The following is a 13,916-nucleotide window of genomic DNA, read 5'->3' as shown; positions in this document are numbered from 1 at the left end:
TGATTGCGCCAGTTTTGAAATCTTATAGAAGACAGTTGCTCCCTCAGTGTGGGTTGCGCCAACTTCCAGACTTTATGCAAAACAGCTGCCCTCAAAGAGGCATCGATCAACCCGCTTAATGGGGTTTGATATCCACACGCTTCAGTGCCCGCCGTTCATACAGGGGGTACAGGTGGCTGACACTGCGGATCAGCTCGTACCGGGCCAGGCGGATGCTGGCGAACCGTTCAGGGATTGGTGTGCGGATCACCTCGGTCATGTCATCCCCACGCGCAGCACCCTCGCGCATCAGCCCATCAAGCCAGCCCAGGTAATCACGCATCTGCTCCAAGGGCTGCGGATCGCTGGCCAGCGGACCATGGCCCGGCACCAACTGCTTCCAGGGCAGCGCCTGCAAGGTGTCCAGGTCTTGCAGCCAGGTGCCAAGCCCTGGGCTGTTGGGTGTGGTCAAGGCGCGTTGATCAAACACCAGGTCACCCGCAAACAACACACCGGTGGTTTCATCGAAAATCGCCAGGTCGGCACCGGTGTGGCCTGCCAGCCCCAGCAGGCGCAAGCGGTGCCCACCCACAGTGTGCAGCCCTGGTTCCAGCACGTGTGTCGGCAGCACCACTTCGGTGCCGCGCATCCAGTCCCCGACCAGCCGATACATGTTCTCGGCCATGGCATCGCCCTGCTGGCGCAGCAGTTCAGTGGTGCCCGCCAAGGCCCTGATGGGCACGTCGGCAAAGGCCTGATTGCCCAGCACATGGTCGGGGTGATGATGGGTCAGCAACACCTCGACCACAGGTTTGTCGGTAATGCTGGCAATGGCCTGGCGCAGCGCCTCGCCATAACGCTTCGAGGGCCCGGTGTCGATGACCACAACGCCGTTGTCAGTGACGATGAAGGCCGTGTTCACCACGTTGCCGCCATTGTCCTTGGCAAAATTGTCGGTACTGCCCTCCAGCAACCAGGTGCCCTGGGCGATTTGCCGGGGTGCCAGCCGGTATTGCAAATCGGCCAGGGCGGGCAAGCCCAGGCCCACCAGCAGCAACAGCATCCAACGCATGACGGCTTCCCCCGTTAGTCACAAGCCAGGCACGGCATCACGGCACGGCGGCCTCGAAGCGGTTGCCGCTGTTGTCCTGCAATACCAATCGGGTCAGCCCGTGACCCTGCAGATCAAAGCCCAGGTTGGGGTTCTCGCTCACCGCCGGGTACAGCGCCAGCGTGGCAAGAACCTGGCCCTCGGCGCCCTGCAACTCGGCATGGTCGATGAAGAATTCAGGGATGCCACTGACCAGCCCGTTGTCCATCGGGTGCGCCACCTGCACCCGCAGACGGTCGCCGGCCCCACGCGGGTAACGCCCGCCCAGCACTTCACCCAGGTGCTCCTCCCAGCCGGGTTGCGTGCGCACCACGCTGGGCGCTGTACAGCCGCCGCCGGCGGCGTCGATCAGGGTCGAGCCCACATGCCAGGTACCGTCGCGGGTGAGTACCGCCGCGCGTAACGGCGTTGCCTGCTCGATGCGGATACGGATGGACAGCCACGGCAGCACGCCCGGGCCGGGTTCGAAGTCGACGATGCGGGGCAAGGGGTTGAGCTCGGCCCAGGCGATGATCCGCACCACCTCCGCACCCAGCGCCCGGGCGTCGATTTCCAGCGGCACCTGGCGGGCATCTTCGGCAAACGGCGGCGCCAGCAGCTTGACCCGCTCATCGAAGACAAACGCGCCCTGCCCCAGCAGTTGCTTGTGATAAAAGGCCCACATCACCGAAGGCACCGGGTCGGCGTTGCCGCGGCTGTCGCCCGCCATGGCGGGGCTCGCCAGCCAGCACAGCAGCAGTGTGGGCAGCAGCCCGACCAGGCGCACGGCCGTCACTCCTCGACGTGAACGCTGTCGAGGTAGGTACGCACGGCCCACAGGGCTTCCTGGCTCAGGTAGTCAGCCATTTTTGGCATGTACACCCGGCCATCGCGCACGGCGCCGTTGCGCACGCGCTCCACAAACCATTCGTCCCCGGCATCACCGGCGTCGAGCATGCGCAGGTCCGGGGCGATGCCACCGGATTTCGCCTCCAGGCCATGGCAGGCCGCGCAATTCTGGTTGTAGGCAGAAGCGCCGATCTCCACCGCCCTGTCGTGCTCGGGGGAGGTGCGGTACGGGTTGGCCATGGCCCAGCCGTTATCGTCGAGGGCGGCGCCGGTATCCTTCACCGGGGTCAGGCCCTTGGTTTCCACGGCCTCGGGCACCACATTACCATGGGCCCAGGCCGTTCCGGCCACCAGCGCGCCGACCAACAGGCCTGAAGCAAGCACGACGTTGCGTTTGGTTTTCATTGTTATGCCCTCACGGTTGCACGCAAAGCCTCAACCACAGAGGCCGTGCCGCCATACTAGAAACCGCCCTGCAAGGCCCGAATGCTGCTTTGGTGGCCGCGGCCTCGTCCGTTGGTAGTAGGGCTTGTGGCGAAGGGCCAAAAGAGGTGGGCAATGGGAAGTTTTCCCGTGTTCACCGGGACTTTCTCCCTATGCCCAGGCCTCACGCCGGACCACCCTGTGCTGGCCAAAACTCCACAGGGAATTGCAACCATGACAACAAGATCGCTACCCGCCCCTTCCCCCCTGGCCCTGAGCGTGCGGGCCCTGTTGCTGGCCGGGAGCCTGGCCATGGGGACAGCGGCCACGGCGGCCACCCCACCCGCGGCACCTGCCACCAAGAACGTGACCTGGGAAGACATCGCCAACGACCACCTCACCACCACCGATGTGCTGCAGTACGGCATGGGCACCAATGCCCAGCGCTGGAGCCCCTTGGCCCAGGTGAACGACAAGAACGTGTTCAAGCTGACGCCGGCCTGGTCGTACTCGTTCGGCGACGAAAAGCAGCGCGGCCAGGAGTCCCAGGCCATCGTCAGCGACGGCGTGGTGTACGTCACCGGTTCGTATTCGCGGGTGTTCGCCCTCGACGCCAAGACCGGCAAGCGCCTGTGGACCTACAACCATCGCCTGCCAGACAACATCCGCCCGTGCTGTGACGTGGTCAACCGCGGCGCCGCCATCTACGGCGACAAGATCTACTTCGGCACGCTGGATGCCCGCGTCATCGCCCTGAACAAGAACACCGGCAAGGTGGTCTGGAACAAGAAGTTCGGCGACCACAGCGCTGGCTACACCATGACCGGCGCACCGGTGCTCATCAAGGACAAGACCAGCGGCAAGGTGCTGCTGATCCACGGCAGTTCCGGGGATGAGTTCGGCGTGGTGGGCCAGCTGTTCGCCCGCGACCCGGAAACCGGCGAAGAAGTGTGGATGCGGCCCTTCGTCGAAGGCCACATGGGCCGCCTGAACGGCAAGGACAGCACCCCGACCGGTGACGTCAAGGCGCCCTCCTGGCCCGACGACCCCACCACCGAGACCGGCAAGGTTGAAGCCTGGAGCCATGGCGGCGGCGCACCGTGGCAAAGCGCGAGCTTCGATGCCGAGACCAATACCATCATCGTCGGCGCTGGCAACCCCGGCCCCTGGAATACCTGGGCGCGAACCTCCAAGGACGGCAACCCGCACGACTTCGACAGCCTCTACACCTCTGGCCAGGTGGGCGTGGACCCCAGCACCGGCGAGGTGAAATGGTTCTACCAGCACACCCCTAACGATGCCTGGGATTTCTCTGGCAACAACGAGCTGGTGCTGTTCGACTACAAGGACAAGGACGGCAAGGTGGTCAAGGCCACCGGCCACGCCGACCGCAACGGTTTCTTCTACGTGGTGGACCGCAACAACGGCAAGCTGCAGAACGCCTTCCCCTTCGTCGACAACATCACCTGGGCCAGCCACATCGACCTGAAGACCGGCCGCCCGGTGGAAAACCCCGGCCAGCGCCCTGCCAAACCACTGCCGGGTGAAACCAAAGGCAAGCCGGTCGAGGTTTCGCCACCGTTCCTGGGTGGCAAGAACTGGAACCCCATGGCCTACAGCCAGGACACCGGCCTGTTCTACATCCCCGGCAACCAGTGGAAAGAGGAATACTGGACCGAGGAAGTGAACTACAAGAAGGGCTCGGCCTACCTGGGCATGGGCTTCCGCATCAAGCGCATGTATGAGGACCACGTCGGCACGCTGCGCGCCATGGACCCCACCACTGGCAAGCTGGTGTGGGAACACAAGGAGCACCTGCCGCTGTGGGCTGGGGTGCTGGCGACCAAGGGCAACTTGGTGTTCACCGGCACCGGCGACGGCTTCTTCAAAGCCTTCGACGCCAAGACCGGCAAGGAGCTGTGGAAATTCCAGACCGGCAGCGGCATCGTCTCGCCGCCCATCACCTGGGAACAGGATGGCGAGCAGTACATCGGCGTTACCGTGGGCTACGGCGGCGCGGTGCCACTGTGGGGTGGCGACATGGCCGAGCTGACCAAGCCCGTGGCACAAGGTGGGTCGTTCTGGGTGTTCAAGATCCCGAGTTGGGATAACAAGACCGCGCAGCGTTGACCCTGCCGGGGGCGGGCTTGCCTGCCCCCGTCATGCCTCTACAAGCCAGGAGACCTCGACCATGAACTACCTGCCACTCGCCCTGCTGCTGGCCCTGAGCCCCGCTTTCGCCACCCAGGCGGACGACGACGGTGGCGATGAACCGTTGGTGATCAACGGCTGCGTGATCGCCGAAGCCAGCCAGTGCCCCGGTACAAACCTGCGCGGCGCCAAACTGGCCAACCAGGATATGCGCAAGATGAACCTGGCCGGTGCAGACCTGCGTGATGCCGACCTGCGCCATACCCGGCTGGACCTCGCCAACCTGGAAAAAGCCCGCCTGCAAGGCGCCAACCTGACCCGCGCCAGCCTGCAGCAGAGCAACCTGCGCCTGGCCGACCTCAGCGGCGCACGCTTGATGGCCGTGCAGGGCTGGGGCCTGTTCGCCCAGGGCGCGCAGTTCGAGAAAGCCGACCTCAGCGCGGCCTACCTGCAGTTCGCGCGGTTGACCGGCGCCAAGATGCAGCAAGCCAACCTGCAGGCCGCCGACCTGGAAATGGCCTGGTTGAGCAAAACCGACCTACAGGGTGCCCACCTCAACGATGCCAACCTGCAGGAGGCCAAGCTCGGCCAAAGCAACCTCGCCCGCGCCGACCTCACCGGTGCCCGCCAGCACTATGGCAACTTCCAGGATGCCGACATGGAAGGCTGCAGCGGCTGCCCCGACAGTTGGGACCATTGAACCCCGTCAACCGGCAAGCCTTACCACGCCCAGCTGGATCCCCAGGTGCACCAGTTCTGCATGGGAGCTGACCTGCAGTTTGCTCTTGAGCAATGTGAGGTGGTTGGAAACGGTCTTGGTGCTGATGCACAGCTGCCCTGCGATGGACCGCGTCGGCGTGCCGTTGGCCAGCATCATGAAGATCTCCAGTTCCCGTTGGGTCATGCGCTGCAACCGTGGGTCCTGGGCGCTTGGCTGGGAGGCGCAGGCCAGTTGCGTGGCCAGCGGCTGCTCGATGTAGGCGTGCCCGGCCATGACCCGCTGCACGGCCTCGACCAGTACGTGCGGGTCGGCCTGCTTGGTCACATAACCCATTGCGCCCGCATCCAGCACTTGCCGCACGATCAGGGGTTCGTCGTGCAGGCTGAAAAACAGCACCCGCAACTGAGGCAGGCGTTGGCGCAGGCGGCGCAGGGTTTCCAGGCCGCTGATGCCCGGCAGGCCAAAGTCCATGATGACCAGGTTGGGCACCTGCTCATGCACCCGGGCCAGCGCCTCTTCACCATTGGCCGCTTCGCGCACCTGCAGCGCGGGGAACGCTGCGAGCAGCAGGCTGGCATAGCCACGGCGGACCACAGCGTGGTCATCTACCAGCACGATATTCATGGCGACACTCCTGCGCGGCTTTTTGGCCATCGTAGGGCCGCCCGGCCGGGTGTTGGCTACTACTTTGGTACTGCCCGGGCCGTCTGATCGTCGCATTCACAATTGCGCAGCCCTGGCATGTAATGGCGCTATAACAAGAAGGATCTGACCATGCCACGTGCCCTGCCCCGGCTGCCATGCCTCCTGCTGGCCGCCGCCGCGTCATGCCTCCCGCCGGGTGGCGCCCACGCCGAAACGCCCGCGCTGTTCACGCCCGATGGCTACCGCGCCACCTTGTACCGCAGCCCTACGCCCCAGGAAGTTGCAGGCGGCACAGTCATCGACACCGCCACCTTGCAGCACTTGCTGAACCAAGAGCCAAGCCCTGTGCTGATCGACGTCTACCGCCGCCAGTGGCTCCAGGGCCGCTTCATCGAGGACGAGCCCCACGCCAACCTGCCGGGCAGCCTGTGGCTGGCCAACACGGGTGATGGGCAGCTGACGCCGGCCTGGCAGGCCTATTTCGCTCACAACCTGCAACGGGCCACCGCCGGCCAGGCTGAGCAACCGCTGGTGTTCTATTGCCGGTCCGATTGCTGGCTGAGCTGGAACGCGGTAAAACGCGCTGCAGGGCTGGGGTACCGCACGCTCTATTGGTACCGCGACGGCCTGGATGCGTGGCAGCAGGCCAATTTGCCCGTGCAACCCGCGCAACCTGTGCCGTTCCCTTGAAACTGCCGCCATGCCAGAGCGTGCCCGGGCCATCCAATAACAAAAAGGTGAAAAGGCCATGTACAAAATCTTGATCGCCGACGATCACCCGCTGTTCAGAGAAGCCATCCACAACGTCATCAGCGACGGTTTCCAGGGCACCGAGGTGATGGAAACCGCCGACCTGGACAGCGCCCTGGCGTTGACCCAGGCGCATGACGACCTCGACCTGATCCTGCTGGACCTGAACATGCCGGGCATGCACGGCCTGAACGGCCTGATCACCTTGCGCAACGAGGCGCCCACCACGCCGGTGGTGATCGTATCCGCCGAGCAGGACAAGCAGATCGTGCTGCAGGCCATTACCTACGGTGCGGTAGGGTTCATCACCAAGTCCTCCCCGCGCGGGCAGATGATCGAGGCCATCGAGCAGATCCTCAACGGCAACGTGTACCTGCCCCCCGACATCATTCGTGCGCAAAAAAGCACAACCAGCCGGCGCCTGAGCGATGCCCCCAGTTTCCCGCCGGAAATGCTGCAAGCCTTGACTCGCAAGCAGTTGCTGGTGCTCGAACGCATGACCAAGGGCGAGTCGAACAAGCAGATCGCCTACACCCTGGATATTGCCGAGACCACTGTAAAGGCCCACGTCTCGGCCATCTTGCGCAAGCTCAACGTGCACAACCGGGTACAGGCCATTCTCAGTGCCGGGGACATCGACTTTACCGACTACCTGCGCCGCTAGGCACGCGGGGGCTGATGCATGGCCAGTAAATGAGTCATGGCAGTTTTCAGCTTCATGGGCCGCACCGGCTTGTGCATCAGCGTGTGGCCCAGCTCGCGTACCTGCTGCTTGAGCTCATTGCTGTAGTTGGCCGTGATCATCAACGCTGGGAGTGGCCGTGCCCGGCGCCCATTGATGCGCGCCACTGCATCCACACCGTTGCAGTCGTTGTCCAGATGGTAATCGACAATCAGCAAGTCGGCATGGGCGTGGAAGTTGTCCACCTGGCGGGCCAGGTCCTGCTCCGAGAGCGCGGTAACCACCCGGCACCCCCAGCCCTCCAGTAACGTACGCATGCCGGCACAGATGGCGGCGTCGTTGTCCAGCACCCAGACCTGGGCACCACGCAGGCATTCAAGCATCGGCTCGCACACGGCCTGGGCCAGCGGAGCTTTGGGTGCAGCAGCGCTCAACGGCACCTCCACGGCGAACACCGACCCTTTGCCAGGCCATGACCGTACCGCGATGCGGTGGCCCAGAATGCCCGCGATCTTTTCCACGATCGCCAGCCCCAGCCCCAGGCCACGGTCCTGGTCGGGCCGCTGCACGGCCCCGCGCTTGAACTCCTGAAACATCTCCTCCAGGTGCTCTTCGGGGATCCCGATACCGCTGTCCCAAACCTCGATGCGCACCCGGTCGCGCAAGCGACGGCAACCCAGCACCACCCGGCCCGACGGGGTGTAGCGGATGGCATTGCTGAGCAGGTTGCGCAGCACCCGCGCCAGTAGCAGGATATCGCTGCGCACCACCGCCGAGCAGCCCACAAAGTGCAGCGCCAGGCCTACACTGCGCGCCACCTGGGCGTATTCGGCGGCCAGGTTGTCCATCAGTTCGGCCAGGGCGAAGGGCGCGATATCGGCCTTGATCACCCCGGCGTCGAGCTTGGAAATGTCTACCAGGGTACCCAGCAGGTTCTCCACATCCTCCAGCGAGTTGCTGACGTTGCGCACCAAGTGCGCGCTGGCCTGTGGGTCGCGGCGTTCGAGCAAGGCCGCGGTGAACAGCCGTGCGGCATTGAGCGGTTGCAGCAGGTCGTGGCTGACAGCCGCCAGAAACTTGGTTTTCGACAGGTTGGCCTGCTCGGCCTCGCGCTTGGCTTCTTGCAGCCGCGCCTCCGCGCGGCGGCGTTCGTCGATTTCGCGCAGCAGCTGGCCGTTGAGCGAGGTCAGTTCGGCGGTGCGCTCGCGCACGCGCAGCTCCAGGTGCTGGTAGGCCTGGTGCAATGCCTGCGAGGTGTTGCGCCGCTCGGTGATGTCGCGGATCAGCACAAAAATACCCACCACCTCCCCCCCCGCCAGGCGGTTGGGCACATAGGAGCGCAACATGTAGCGCTCCTGGCCGCTGGTGTTGGTTTCGGCGAACTCGAACGTGACGCTCTCCCCGGCCAGGGCACGTGCCACATAGGCCTCCAGGCGCTGACAGTGTTGCTCGCTGTGGGCTTCGCGCAGGCTCTGGCCCAACATCAGGCCACTGGGCCAGCAGTACCATTGCTCGTACACCTTGTTGGTGAACTCGTAGACCAGGTCAGCGTTGAGGTAAGCGATTAGGGCCGGCACATGATCGGTAATCAGCCGGATCCAGCGGGCGCTTTCACTCAACGCTTCAGCATGCTGGTAACGCTCGGTGATGTCGGTGAAGGTATTGAAGAACCCGCCGGTGGGTAACGGGTGGGTACGGATCTCCAGCATGCGACCGCCGAACAGGCGTTGTTCGCACTCGTGCAGCACGCGCCCGTGCGCATCACGGCTGTCGGGGGTAAGCAGCCGCAGCTCGCTGTCGGCGATCACGTCGGCGAAGGGGCGGTGTGCAGCCACCGGTGCCAGGCCGCTAAGCTCCAGAAAACGCCGGTTCCACAGCTCCAGTACGCCCTCGGCATTGACCATGGCTACGCCCTGGGACAGGTTGTCCACCGCCCGTTGCAACAGGTGCGACTTCTGCGCCAGCGCCTGCTCGCGGCGCAGGGTCTCGCTCTGCTTGACCTCGGTGATATCGGTGAACAGGATCACCCGTCCACCGTCGCAGGTAGGCCGCTCGCTCACCTGCAACCAGCGCCCGTTGTGTTGCCGGTACAGCACGTTTTCTTCCGCGTGGCCGCGCGGCTCTTCACTGAACAGCCCGCTGCCGGCCATCAACCGCCTGACTTCGGCCAGGCGCATGCCGGCCATGATGCGCACCCGTCGGTTGGCCCAGAATGCCTTGAAGCGGCTGTTGCACAGCACCATGCGCAGGTTGTGGTCGAACAGCACGAAGGCGTCCGAAATACTTTCGATGGCATCGACCAGGTGCTGATGAGCCGTTTCGGCGCGCAAACGGGCCTCGCTGAGCAACTGGTTGCCCGCCTTGAGCTCCGCCATGGCCTGGTTGAGGGCGTCGGTACGCTCGCGCACCTGTTCGGCCAGCACCACCGAATGCTGGAACGCCGCATACGGGCCGTTGCCCCGCGTGGCGCCGGTTTCGATGCGCTCGATCAGCGCACCATTGATGCGTTGCAGCTTGTGGTTTTCGTGCTGCAGCCGAGCGATTTCGGCGTGCAGCTCATCGACCGATGGGGGGGTGATTGCGGGCAATGGCAACGCCGGTGAAGGTCTGGTTGATGTGCATGCCATTGAACTGTTCTCCGTAGGTGTTGAAGCCGATCACCCGTTGCTCGCGCAGAAACGCCCCGACCGGCTCCAGGCCGCGCTGGCCCTCGAGCTCCAGGCGGCGCAGAAAACAGTCGCAACCAATGGTCAGCAACAGCGGGCCCAGGCGCTGCTGCAAGCCTTCGAACAGCTGATGCAGGTTCGGCAACAGCGGGCCTGGGGTCATGGCGGTCAGCACGATGCCGGTTTCCACAGCGCAGTAGAAGCTCAGGCTCAGGTCGGCGTGCACCTGCTGGATGGCCCGTACGTAATGCTGGTCGTGCATGCGCACGGCCAAGGGGTGGGCGGCGAATACACGGTGGTCCAGCGCCGCCACCGGCACACCGATCAGCCGGGCATATTCCTCGGCGGCAGGCTCGGCGTTCAGCTCGTAGACCCTGCGCTGGGTGCTGTCAGCGCCGGTAACCACCAGTTTGTCCTGACGGGGCAGGATGTGGTGGGTGGTGAACACCTCGAAATCTAGCCAGGTGTTGACCAGCACCACTACGGCTGCCCCCGTGTGAAATGCCCCGGCGTAGTACACGTGGGTACGGGTCAGGTAGTTGTCGTCCCCGGCCGACCCGCCAAAATGCGGGATGTCACCCAAGGCTGCGCTGAAGGCTGCCAGCACCGTCTCTTCACGGCTGGACAGCCCATCGAGCAAGGTCAGTGCAAAACTGTGGCCTTTGATAGGCGCCAGGGTGTTGCTGCGACAGCAATTCACCAGCCGCTCGACCGTCTGCTGGGCGTCGATCAGGCTGAAGCGCTCCATTTCGTCGATCAACTCTGCGGCGATCGAGAAGTGGCGGTGGTCAAAACCGACCGCCGTGACGCAATTGCGCCCATAGCCTTGCGGGGTGATTTCACCGGCGCTGGTGCAGCCCACCAGGTGAATGCCGCCGAAGCCCTGCTCCAGGGCTTCGGCCAGCGTCGGCAGGTCGTACTCGGCCGTGCAGAAAAACAGCACGAACCCCAGGTGCGGATGCAGCAGTTGACGCGCCAGTTCCTGGGCGGCCAGGCGGGCATCGCTGGCCTGGGACATGGCGCTGACCACGCCCTCGTTGTGCGCCTGCTGCATCGTGGTCTCCGGCATGGGCTGGCTGAACGGTCAGTGTACGAAGCCCGCGCCGGGGCACGAATGCTACTTGGGTAGCGGGTGGGGGCTTCGATGGTTGTAGTTGCGGCTGCCGCGCTTGGCCGGCTGCTTACCAGGTGAGTACCGCACCTACGGCAAAGGTGTCGGTGTCTTCGTTCTTGGCGCTGGTGCCATGCCCATCGATAGAGAACTGGTTGTACTCGGCCACCAGCTTGAGGTTGTCGTTGATGTCATGGAACAGCGCAATGCCGCGGGTTTGGTAATCTGCGCCGCTGCCCACCGCGCCATTTCCGTCGTCCTTGGTCTTGCCGTAGGACAACGCCAGGCGGTTCTTGCCCAGCTTGTACGACGCCTGCAACAAGTAGCCATCGCTGTCGACGTTGCGCAGCACCGGCTCCCCCGCGTTGTTGGTGAAGAACGGGTTGATGCCTTTGGCCTGGAACCCTGAACCGGTCACAGAGAAGCCACCCATCTTGGCCTGTACGCCATAGCCAAGCCCCTTGGAGGTCACGGCATTCACGTCGGCATCGGTGTTGTCGGAGGTCTGGTAGCTGCCGTTGAGCCAGCTGTAGACCTGCGCACCGCCCAGGTCGAACTGGTAAGTGATTTCAGCCTCGGTACGCGGGTTTTTCTGATAGGCCTTGCCGGTTGGGCTGCTGTCGTTGGTGTCCACCGGGTCCATGATGCCCACCGCTACCCGAAGCCCCTGCATGACCGGCGTACGGTAGGTGATCTGCGAGGTTGGGAACGGGTACGGGTAGCCGCTGCCGATATTGCCGAACGAGACACCGCCGCCGTCCACCAGGCCGAGCGTGTCGCTGACCTGGCCGTAGCCGGCAAGCAGTTCGTCCAGCAGAATGTTGGAGCGAGCGAAAAGCCCGAAGTCCTTGCCGATCAGCACTTCACCCCACGCCGGGTTGGCCACGGTGCCGTAGAACTGCCTGACATCGATGGCGGTATCGGTGCCGTTGCTTTCGCTGTCATTGATGCTGACCCAGAACGACGCGCGTGCACCGAGCTTCAGGTCATCCACCTGTTTGCCCATGTTGAAGCCCAGGTAGTTGGGCAGAAACCCCATCTTTACCCGCGACTGGCGGCGGTCGAACTGCTCGCCTTCACGGTCGACCTTGCTGTTGACGTAAAAGGCATTGATGTAGCCATCGGTCGAGAACGTGGTCTGGTCCTTGTCATACAGCATTATTTCGGCACTGGCGGCCTCGCTCAGGCACAGCGTTGCAACGCTCAACGTGGCAGCTGCGAGCAGACGGGGGTGCGGGTTCTTATTGTTGTACATGGCGCGCTCCGGAACGGGGACGGGTTGTCGGAGGCGATTATCAGAAGCCGCATGGGCGCACGGTACGCTGCTTTGGGGGGCATTGGCCTGGGCTTTGGGCAGCCTGGCCGGGCGCAATGATTCAGTGCCGGGACCGGGCTAAGCCAGGTCTCGGCACTTCAGGCCTACGCCTGGGTAGCAGGCAGGGCCTGGCACTTGCGCAGGCCGCGGGAAGGACATACATGAGGAGTACCAGGCAAGCACCGCCTGGCAAGCGTTGGCGTCAGGAGACCAGGGCCGAGGGGCGCTGGGATACCGGCCTTGGAAACCTGTGCGGTTGCTGCCAGGCCAATTGCGCCTGCACCTCGCCGGCTGCGTGGAGCACCTTCTGTGCCCAGTGCCGGTCCTTGGGGCACACCACCACCACGCGGAAACCGTGGTCTACGCCTTCGAGGCGCACGCCTTCGGAATCGTCGACATGCAGGTCGATGTCGAACGCCGACGGCAACTTCGACGGCGCCAGGGTCAGGCCCTTGTCAGCCAGCACCTGCTGGTGTCGGTTGCTGTTGACCACGCCATCGACGCGGATGCCATACAGCATCAGCCAGCGGCGGATATAGGCCGGCGTGCGGCCGGACGAGGTGTAGATCCAGATGCTGCAGCCCTGCCGACGCAAGTCACGGATGAGCGCGCGGGTGCCCTGGCGCAGCGGCTCGCCCCACCAGCGGTGGACAAACGCGGGCAAGCGGCTGCCCTCTGCCGCGGCATGGTCCGGCTGGCAGGCCAGCGTGTCGTCGATGTCGAACGAAATACGCACCTGTGGGCGGCGCAGTGTACGCGCCAGGGCCCGTTGGCCTCGCTGCAGCATTGAAATACGCTCCATCAGCGGCTGCCCCCATGAGCATGCGCCCCACGCAGGAAGAACTTGCCAGGGGCAGGTGCCTTAGCTTCAAGGAAGGCAGCGTATTTTTTCTTGATCTTGGGCAATTCGTACAAAGCTTTCACACCATGCTTGGCGGAGTTGCGAATGACCGAGGACGGGTTGAAGTAGCCCTCGGCGTTGTCCAGCGACAGCACGAACGGTGGTAACCCTGCGCGCATCAGCAGGTAACTGACGATCAGCGAACCGGTGCGGTTGTTACCTTCGATGAACAGCTGCGGCTTGCTGAGGATGCGCACATAAACGCCCGCTGCACGTTTCCAGATCGAGTCGCTGCCGTAGGAGCAGTACCAGTTGTACAGGTCCTTGATGCCGCCTTCGACGTTGTTGAAAAAGTGCGCCTCGGTGGCGGCCAGGTGCGGCGCGAATTCCTTGCGCCGCTCAGGGTCGCTGCCGCATAGCACGGTGGCATTGATTTCGAGCATCAGGTTCAACTGCTGCAGGTCGAACAGGTCGATACCGCGAGCGACATAGTCGTCAATCAGCGCATAGCCTTCAAGCACATTCAGCAGCACCTCGTCGGTGAACGGGTCGCGGGGTTCGGTAAAGTGCCGGCTGAGTTCGGCAAAGTGCCCCTGCACCTCGCGCAGTGCGCGCTCTATCGCTGAAAGATCAAGTCGGGGTATGGCTGCCATCGGTTATCCCTGGTTACATTTTAGTGACACACATGCAGCC

13 protein-coding genes are annotated in these 13,916 nt (G+C 63.9%); 4 read left to right on the top strand and 9 right to left on the bottom strand.

Going from position 1 to position 13,916, the window contains the following annotated elements; genetic code table 11:
• Positions 1–115: 115 nt before the first annotated feature.
• From PPA02S_RS00220 to pedF, 3 genes are all read right to left on the bottom strand, one after another.
• Positions 116–1,051 (bottom strand): quinoprotein relay system zinc metallohydrolase 1, encoded by a 936-nt coding sequence (locus PPA02S_RS00220; protein WP_028634285.1) that lies wholly within the window; start codon positions 1,049–1,051, stop codon positions 116–118.
• A gap of 37 nt (positions 1,052–1,088) precedes the next feature.
• Positions 1,089–1,799, bottom strand: coding sequence for a quinoprotein dehydrogenase-associated SoxYZ-like carrier (locus PPA02S_RS00215; protein WP_042141091.1), 711 nt, complete (start codon positions 1,797–1,799; stop codon positions 1,089–1,091).
• A 62-nt stretch (positions 1,800–1,861) separates the two neighbouring features.
• Positions 1,862–2,323, bottom strand: a complete 462-nt coding sequence (gene pedF, locus PPA02S_RS00210; RefSeq protein WP_028634287.1) for a cytochrome c-550 PedF — start codon at positions 2,321–2,323, stop codon at positions 1,862–1,864.
• Positions 2,324–2,575: 252 nt separating this feature from the next.
• On the opposite strand from pedF, the gene exaA reads away from it, so the two are divergent.
• Both exaA and PPA02S_RS00200 read left to right on the top strand, forming a co-directional pair.
• Complete coding sequence (exaA, locus tag PPA02S_RS00205) at positions 2,576–4,471, top strand: quinoprotein ethanol dehydrogenase (RefSeq protein ID WP_033728068.1); 1,896 nt, start codon at positions 2,576–2,578, stop codon at positions 4,469–4,471.
• Between the two features lie 61 nt (positions 4,472–4,532).
• The gene (locus PPA02S_RS00200) at positions 4,533–5,192 is read left to right on the top strand and encodes a pentapeptide repeat-containing protein (RefSeq protein WP_028634289.1); all 660 of its coding nucleotides are present in this window, start codon (positions 4,533–4,535) and stop codon (positions 5,190–5,192) included.
• A 6-nt stretch (positions 5,193–5,198) separates the two neighbouring features.
• Here the strand turns inward: PPA02S_RS00200 and PPA02S_RS00195 are convergent, their stop codons facing one another.
• Positions 5,199–5,837 (bottom strand): response regulator, encoded by a 639-nt coding sequence (locus PPA02S_RS00195; RefSeq protein WP_028634290.1) that lies wholly within the window; start codon positions 5,835–5,837, stop codon positions 5,199–5,201.
• A gap of 150 nt (positions 5,838–5,987) precedes the next feature.
• Here PPA02S_RS00195 and PPA02S_RS00190 point away from each other — a divergent pair, with 150 nt between their 5' ends.
• Positions 5,988–6,548 carry a PQQ-dependent catabolism-associated CXXCW motif protein gene (locus PPA02S_RS00190; RefSeq protein ID WP_028634291.1) on the top strand — a complete coding sequence of 187 codons (561 nt, stop codon included), beginning with the start codon at positions 5,988–5,990 and terminating at the stop codon, positions 6,546–6,548.
• A 58-nt stretch (positions 6,549–6,606) separates the two neighbouring features.
• Positions 6,607–7,272: a response regulator transcription factor gene (locus PPA02S_RS00185; protein WP_028634292.1), complete on the top strand. Its 666-nt coding sequence runs from the start codon at positions 6,607–6,609 to the stop codon at positions 7,270–7,272.
• Here PPA02S_RS00185 and nahK read toward each other — a convergent pair.
• The 5 genes from nahK to PPA02S_RS00160 form a co-directional block, all read right to left on the bottom strand.
• The gene (gene nahK, locus PPA02S_RS00180; protein WP_080667869.1) at positions 7,269–9,917 is read right to left on the bottom strand and encodes a hybrid sensor histidine kinase/response regulator NahK/ErcS'; all 2,649 of its coding nucleotides are present in this window, start codon (positions 9,915–9,917) and stop codon (positions 7,269–7,271) included. The two genes, PPA02S_RS00185 and nahK, sit on opposite strands and share 4 nt — an antisense overlap.
• On the bottom strand, positions 9,847–11,010 hold the full coding sequence (nosP, locus tag PPA02S_RS00175) for a nitric oxide-sensing protein NosP (protein WP_028634294.1): 1,164 nt from the start codon (positions 11,008–11,010) through the stop codon (positions 9,847–9,849). Before nosP ends, nahK begins: the two co-directional genes overlap by 71 nt.
• A gap of 127 nt (positions 11,011–11,137) precedes the next feature.
• The gene (locus PPA02S_RS00170; RefSeq protein ID WP_028634295.1) at positions 11,138–12,322 is read right to left on the bottom strand and encodes a porin; all 1,185 of its coding nucleotides are present in this window, start codon (positions 12,320–12,322) and stop codon (positions 11,138–11,140) included.
• 262 nt (positions 12,323–12,584) lie between these two features.
• Positions 12,585–13,184 (bottom strand): trehalose-phosphatase, encoded by a 600-nt coding sequence (locus PPA02S_RS00165; RefSeq protein ID WP_028634296.1) that lies wholly within the window; start codon positions 13,182–13,184, stop codon positions 12,585–12,587.
• Positions 13,184–13,876, bottom strand: a complete 693-nt coding sequence (locus PPA02S_RS00160; protein ID WP_028634297.1) for a hypothetical protein — start codon at positions 13,874–13,876, stop codon at positions 13,184–13,186. The genes PPA02S_RS00165 and PPA02S_RS00160 overlap by 1 nt, the downstream gene beginning before the upstream one ends.
• Between the last annotated feature and the right edge of the window lie 40 nt (positions 13,877–13,916).

Origin of the sequence: Pseudomonas parafulva NBRC 16636 = DSM 17004, assembly GCF_000730645.1 — a bacterium.
Taxonomy (GTDB): domain Bacteria; phylum Pseudomonadota; class Gammaproteobacteria; order Pseudomonadales; family Pseudomonadaceae; genus Aquipseudomonas; species Aquipseudomonas parafulva.
This window is presented reverse-complemented; position numbering and strand designations above follow the sequence as displayed.

Excerpts from the sequence above, each read along its gene's own strand:
- PPA02S_RS00165 (WP_028634296.1), bottom strand. The coding sequence starts at position 13,184 with ATGGAGCGTATTTCAATGCTGCAGCGAGGCCAACGGGCCCTGGCGCGT.
- PPA02S_RS00200 (WP_028634289.1), top strand. The coding sequence starts at position 4,533 with ATGAACTACCTGCCACTCGCCCTGCTGCTGGCCCTGAGCCCCGCTTTC.
- PPA02S_RS00195 (WP_028634290.1), bottom strand. The coding sequence starts at position 5,837 with ATGAATATCGTGCTGGTAGATGACCACGCTGTGGTCCGCCGTGGCTAT.
- exaA (WP_033728068.1), top strand. The coding sequence starts at position 2,576 with ATGACAACAAGATCGCTACCCGCCCCTTCCCCCCTGGCCCTGAGCGTG.
- pedF (WP_028634287.1), bottom strand. The coding sequence starts at position 2,323 with ATGAAAACCAAACGCAACGTCGTGCTTGCTTCAGGCCTGTTGGTCGGC.
- PPA02S_RS00215 (WP_042141091.1), bottom strand. The coding sequence starts at position 1,799 with ATGGCGGGCGACAGCCGCGGCAACGCCGACCCGGTGCCTTCGGTGATG.
- PPA02S_RS00185 (WP_028634292.1), top strand. The coding sequence starts at position 6,607 with ATGTACAAAATCTTGATCGCCGACGATCACCCGCTGTTCAGAGAAGCC.
- PPA02S_RS00160 (WP_028634297.1), bottom strand. The coding sequence starts at position 13,876 with ATGGCAGCCATACCCCGACTTGATCTTTCAGCGATAGAGCGCGCACTG.
- PPA02S_RS00170 (WP_028634295.1), bottom strand. The coding sequence starts at position 12,322 with ATGTACAACAATAAGAACCCGCACCCCCGTCTGCTCGCAGCTGCCACG.
- nosP (WP_028634294.1), bottom strand. The coding sequence starts at position 11,010 with ATGCAGCAGGCGCACAACGAGGGCGTGGTCAGCGCCATGTCCCAGGCC.
- nahK (WP_080667869.1), bottom strand. The coding sequence starts at position 9,917 with ATGGCATGCACATCAACCAGACCTTCACCGGCGTTGCCATTGCCCGCA.
- PPA02S_RS00220 (WP_028634285.1), bottom strand. The coding sequence starts at position 1,051 with ATGCGTTGGATGCTGTTGCTGCTGGTGGGCCTGGGCTTGCCCGCCCTG.
- PPA02S_RS00190 (WP_028634291.1), top strand. The coding sequence starts at position 5,988 with ATGCCACGTGCCCTGCCCCGGCTGCCATGCCTCCTGCTGGCCGCCGCC.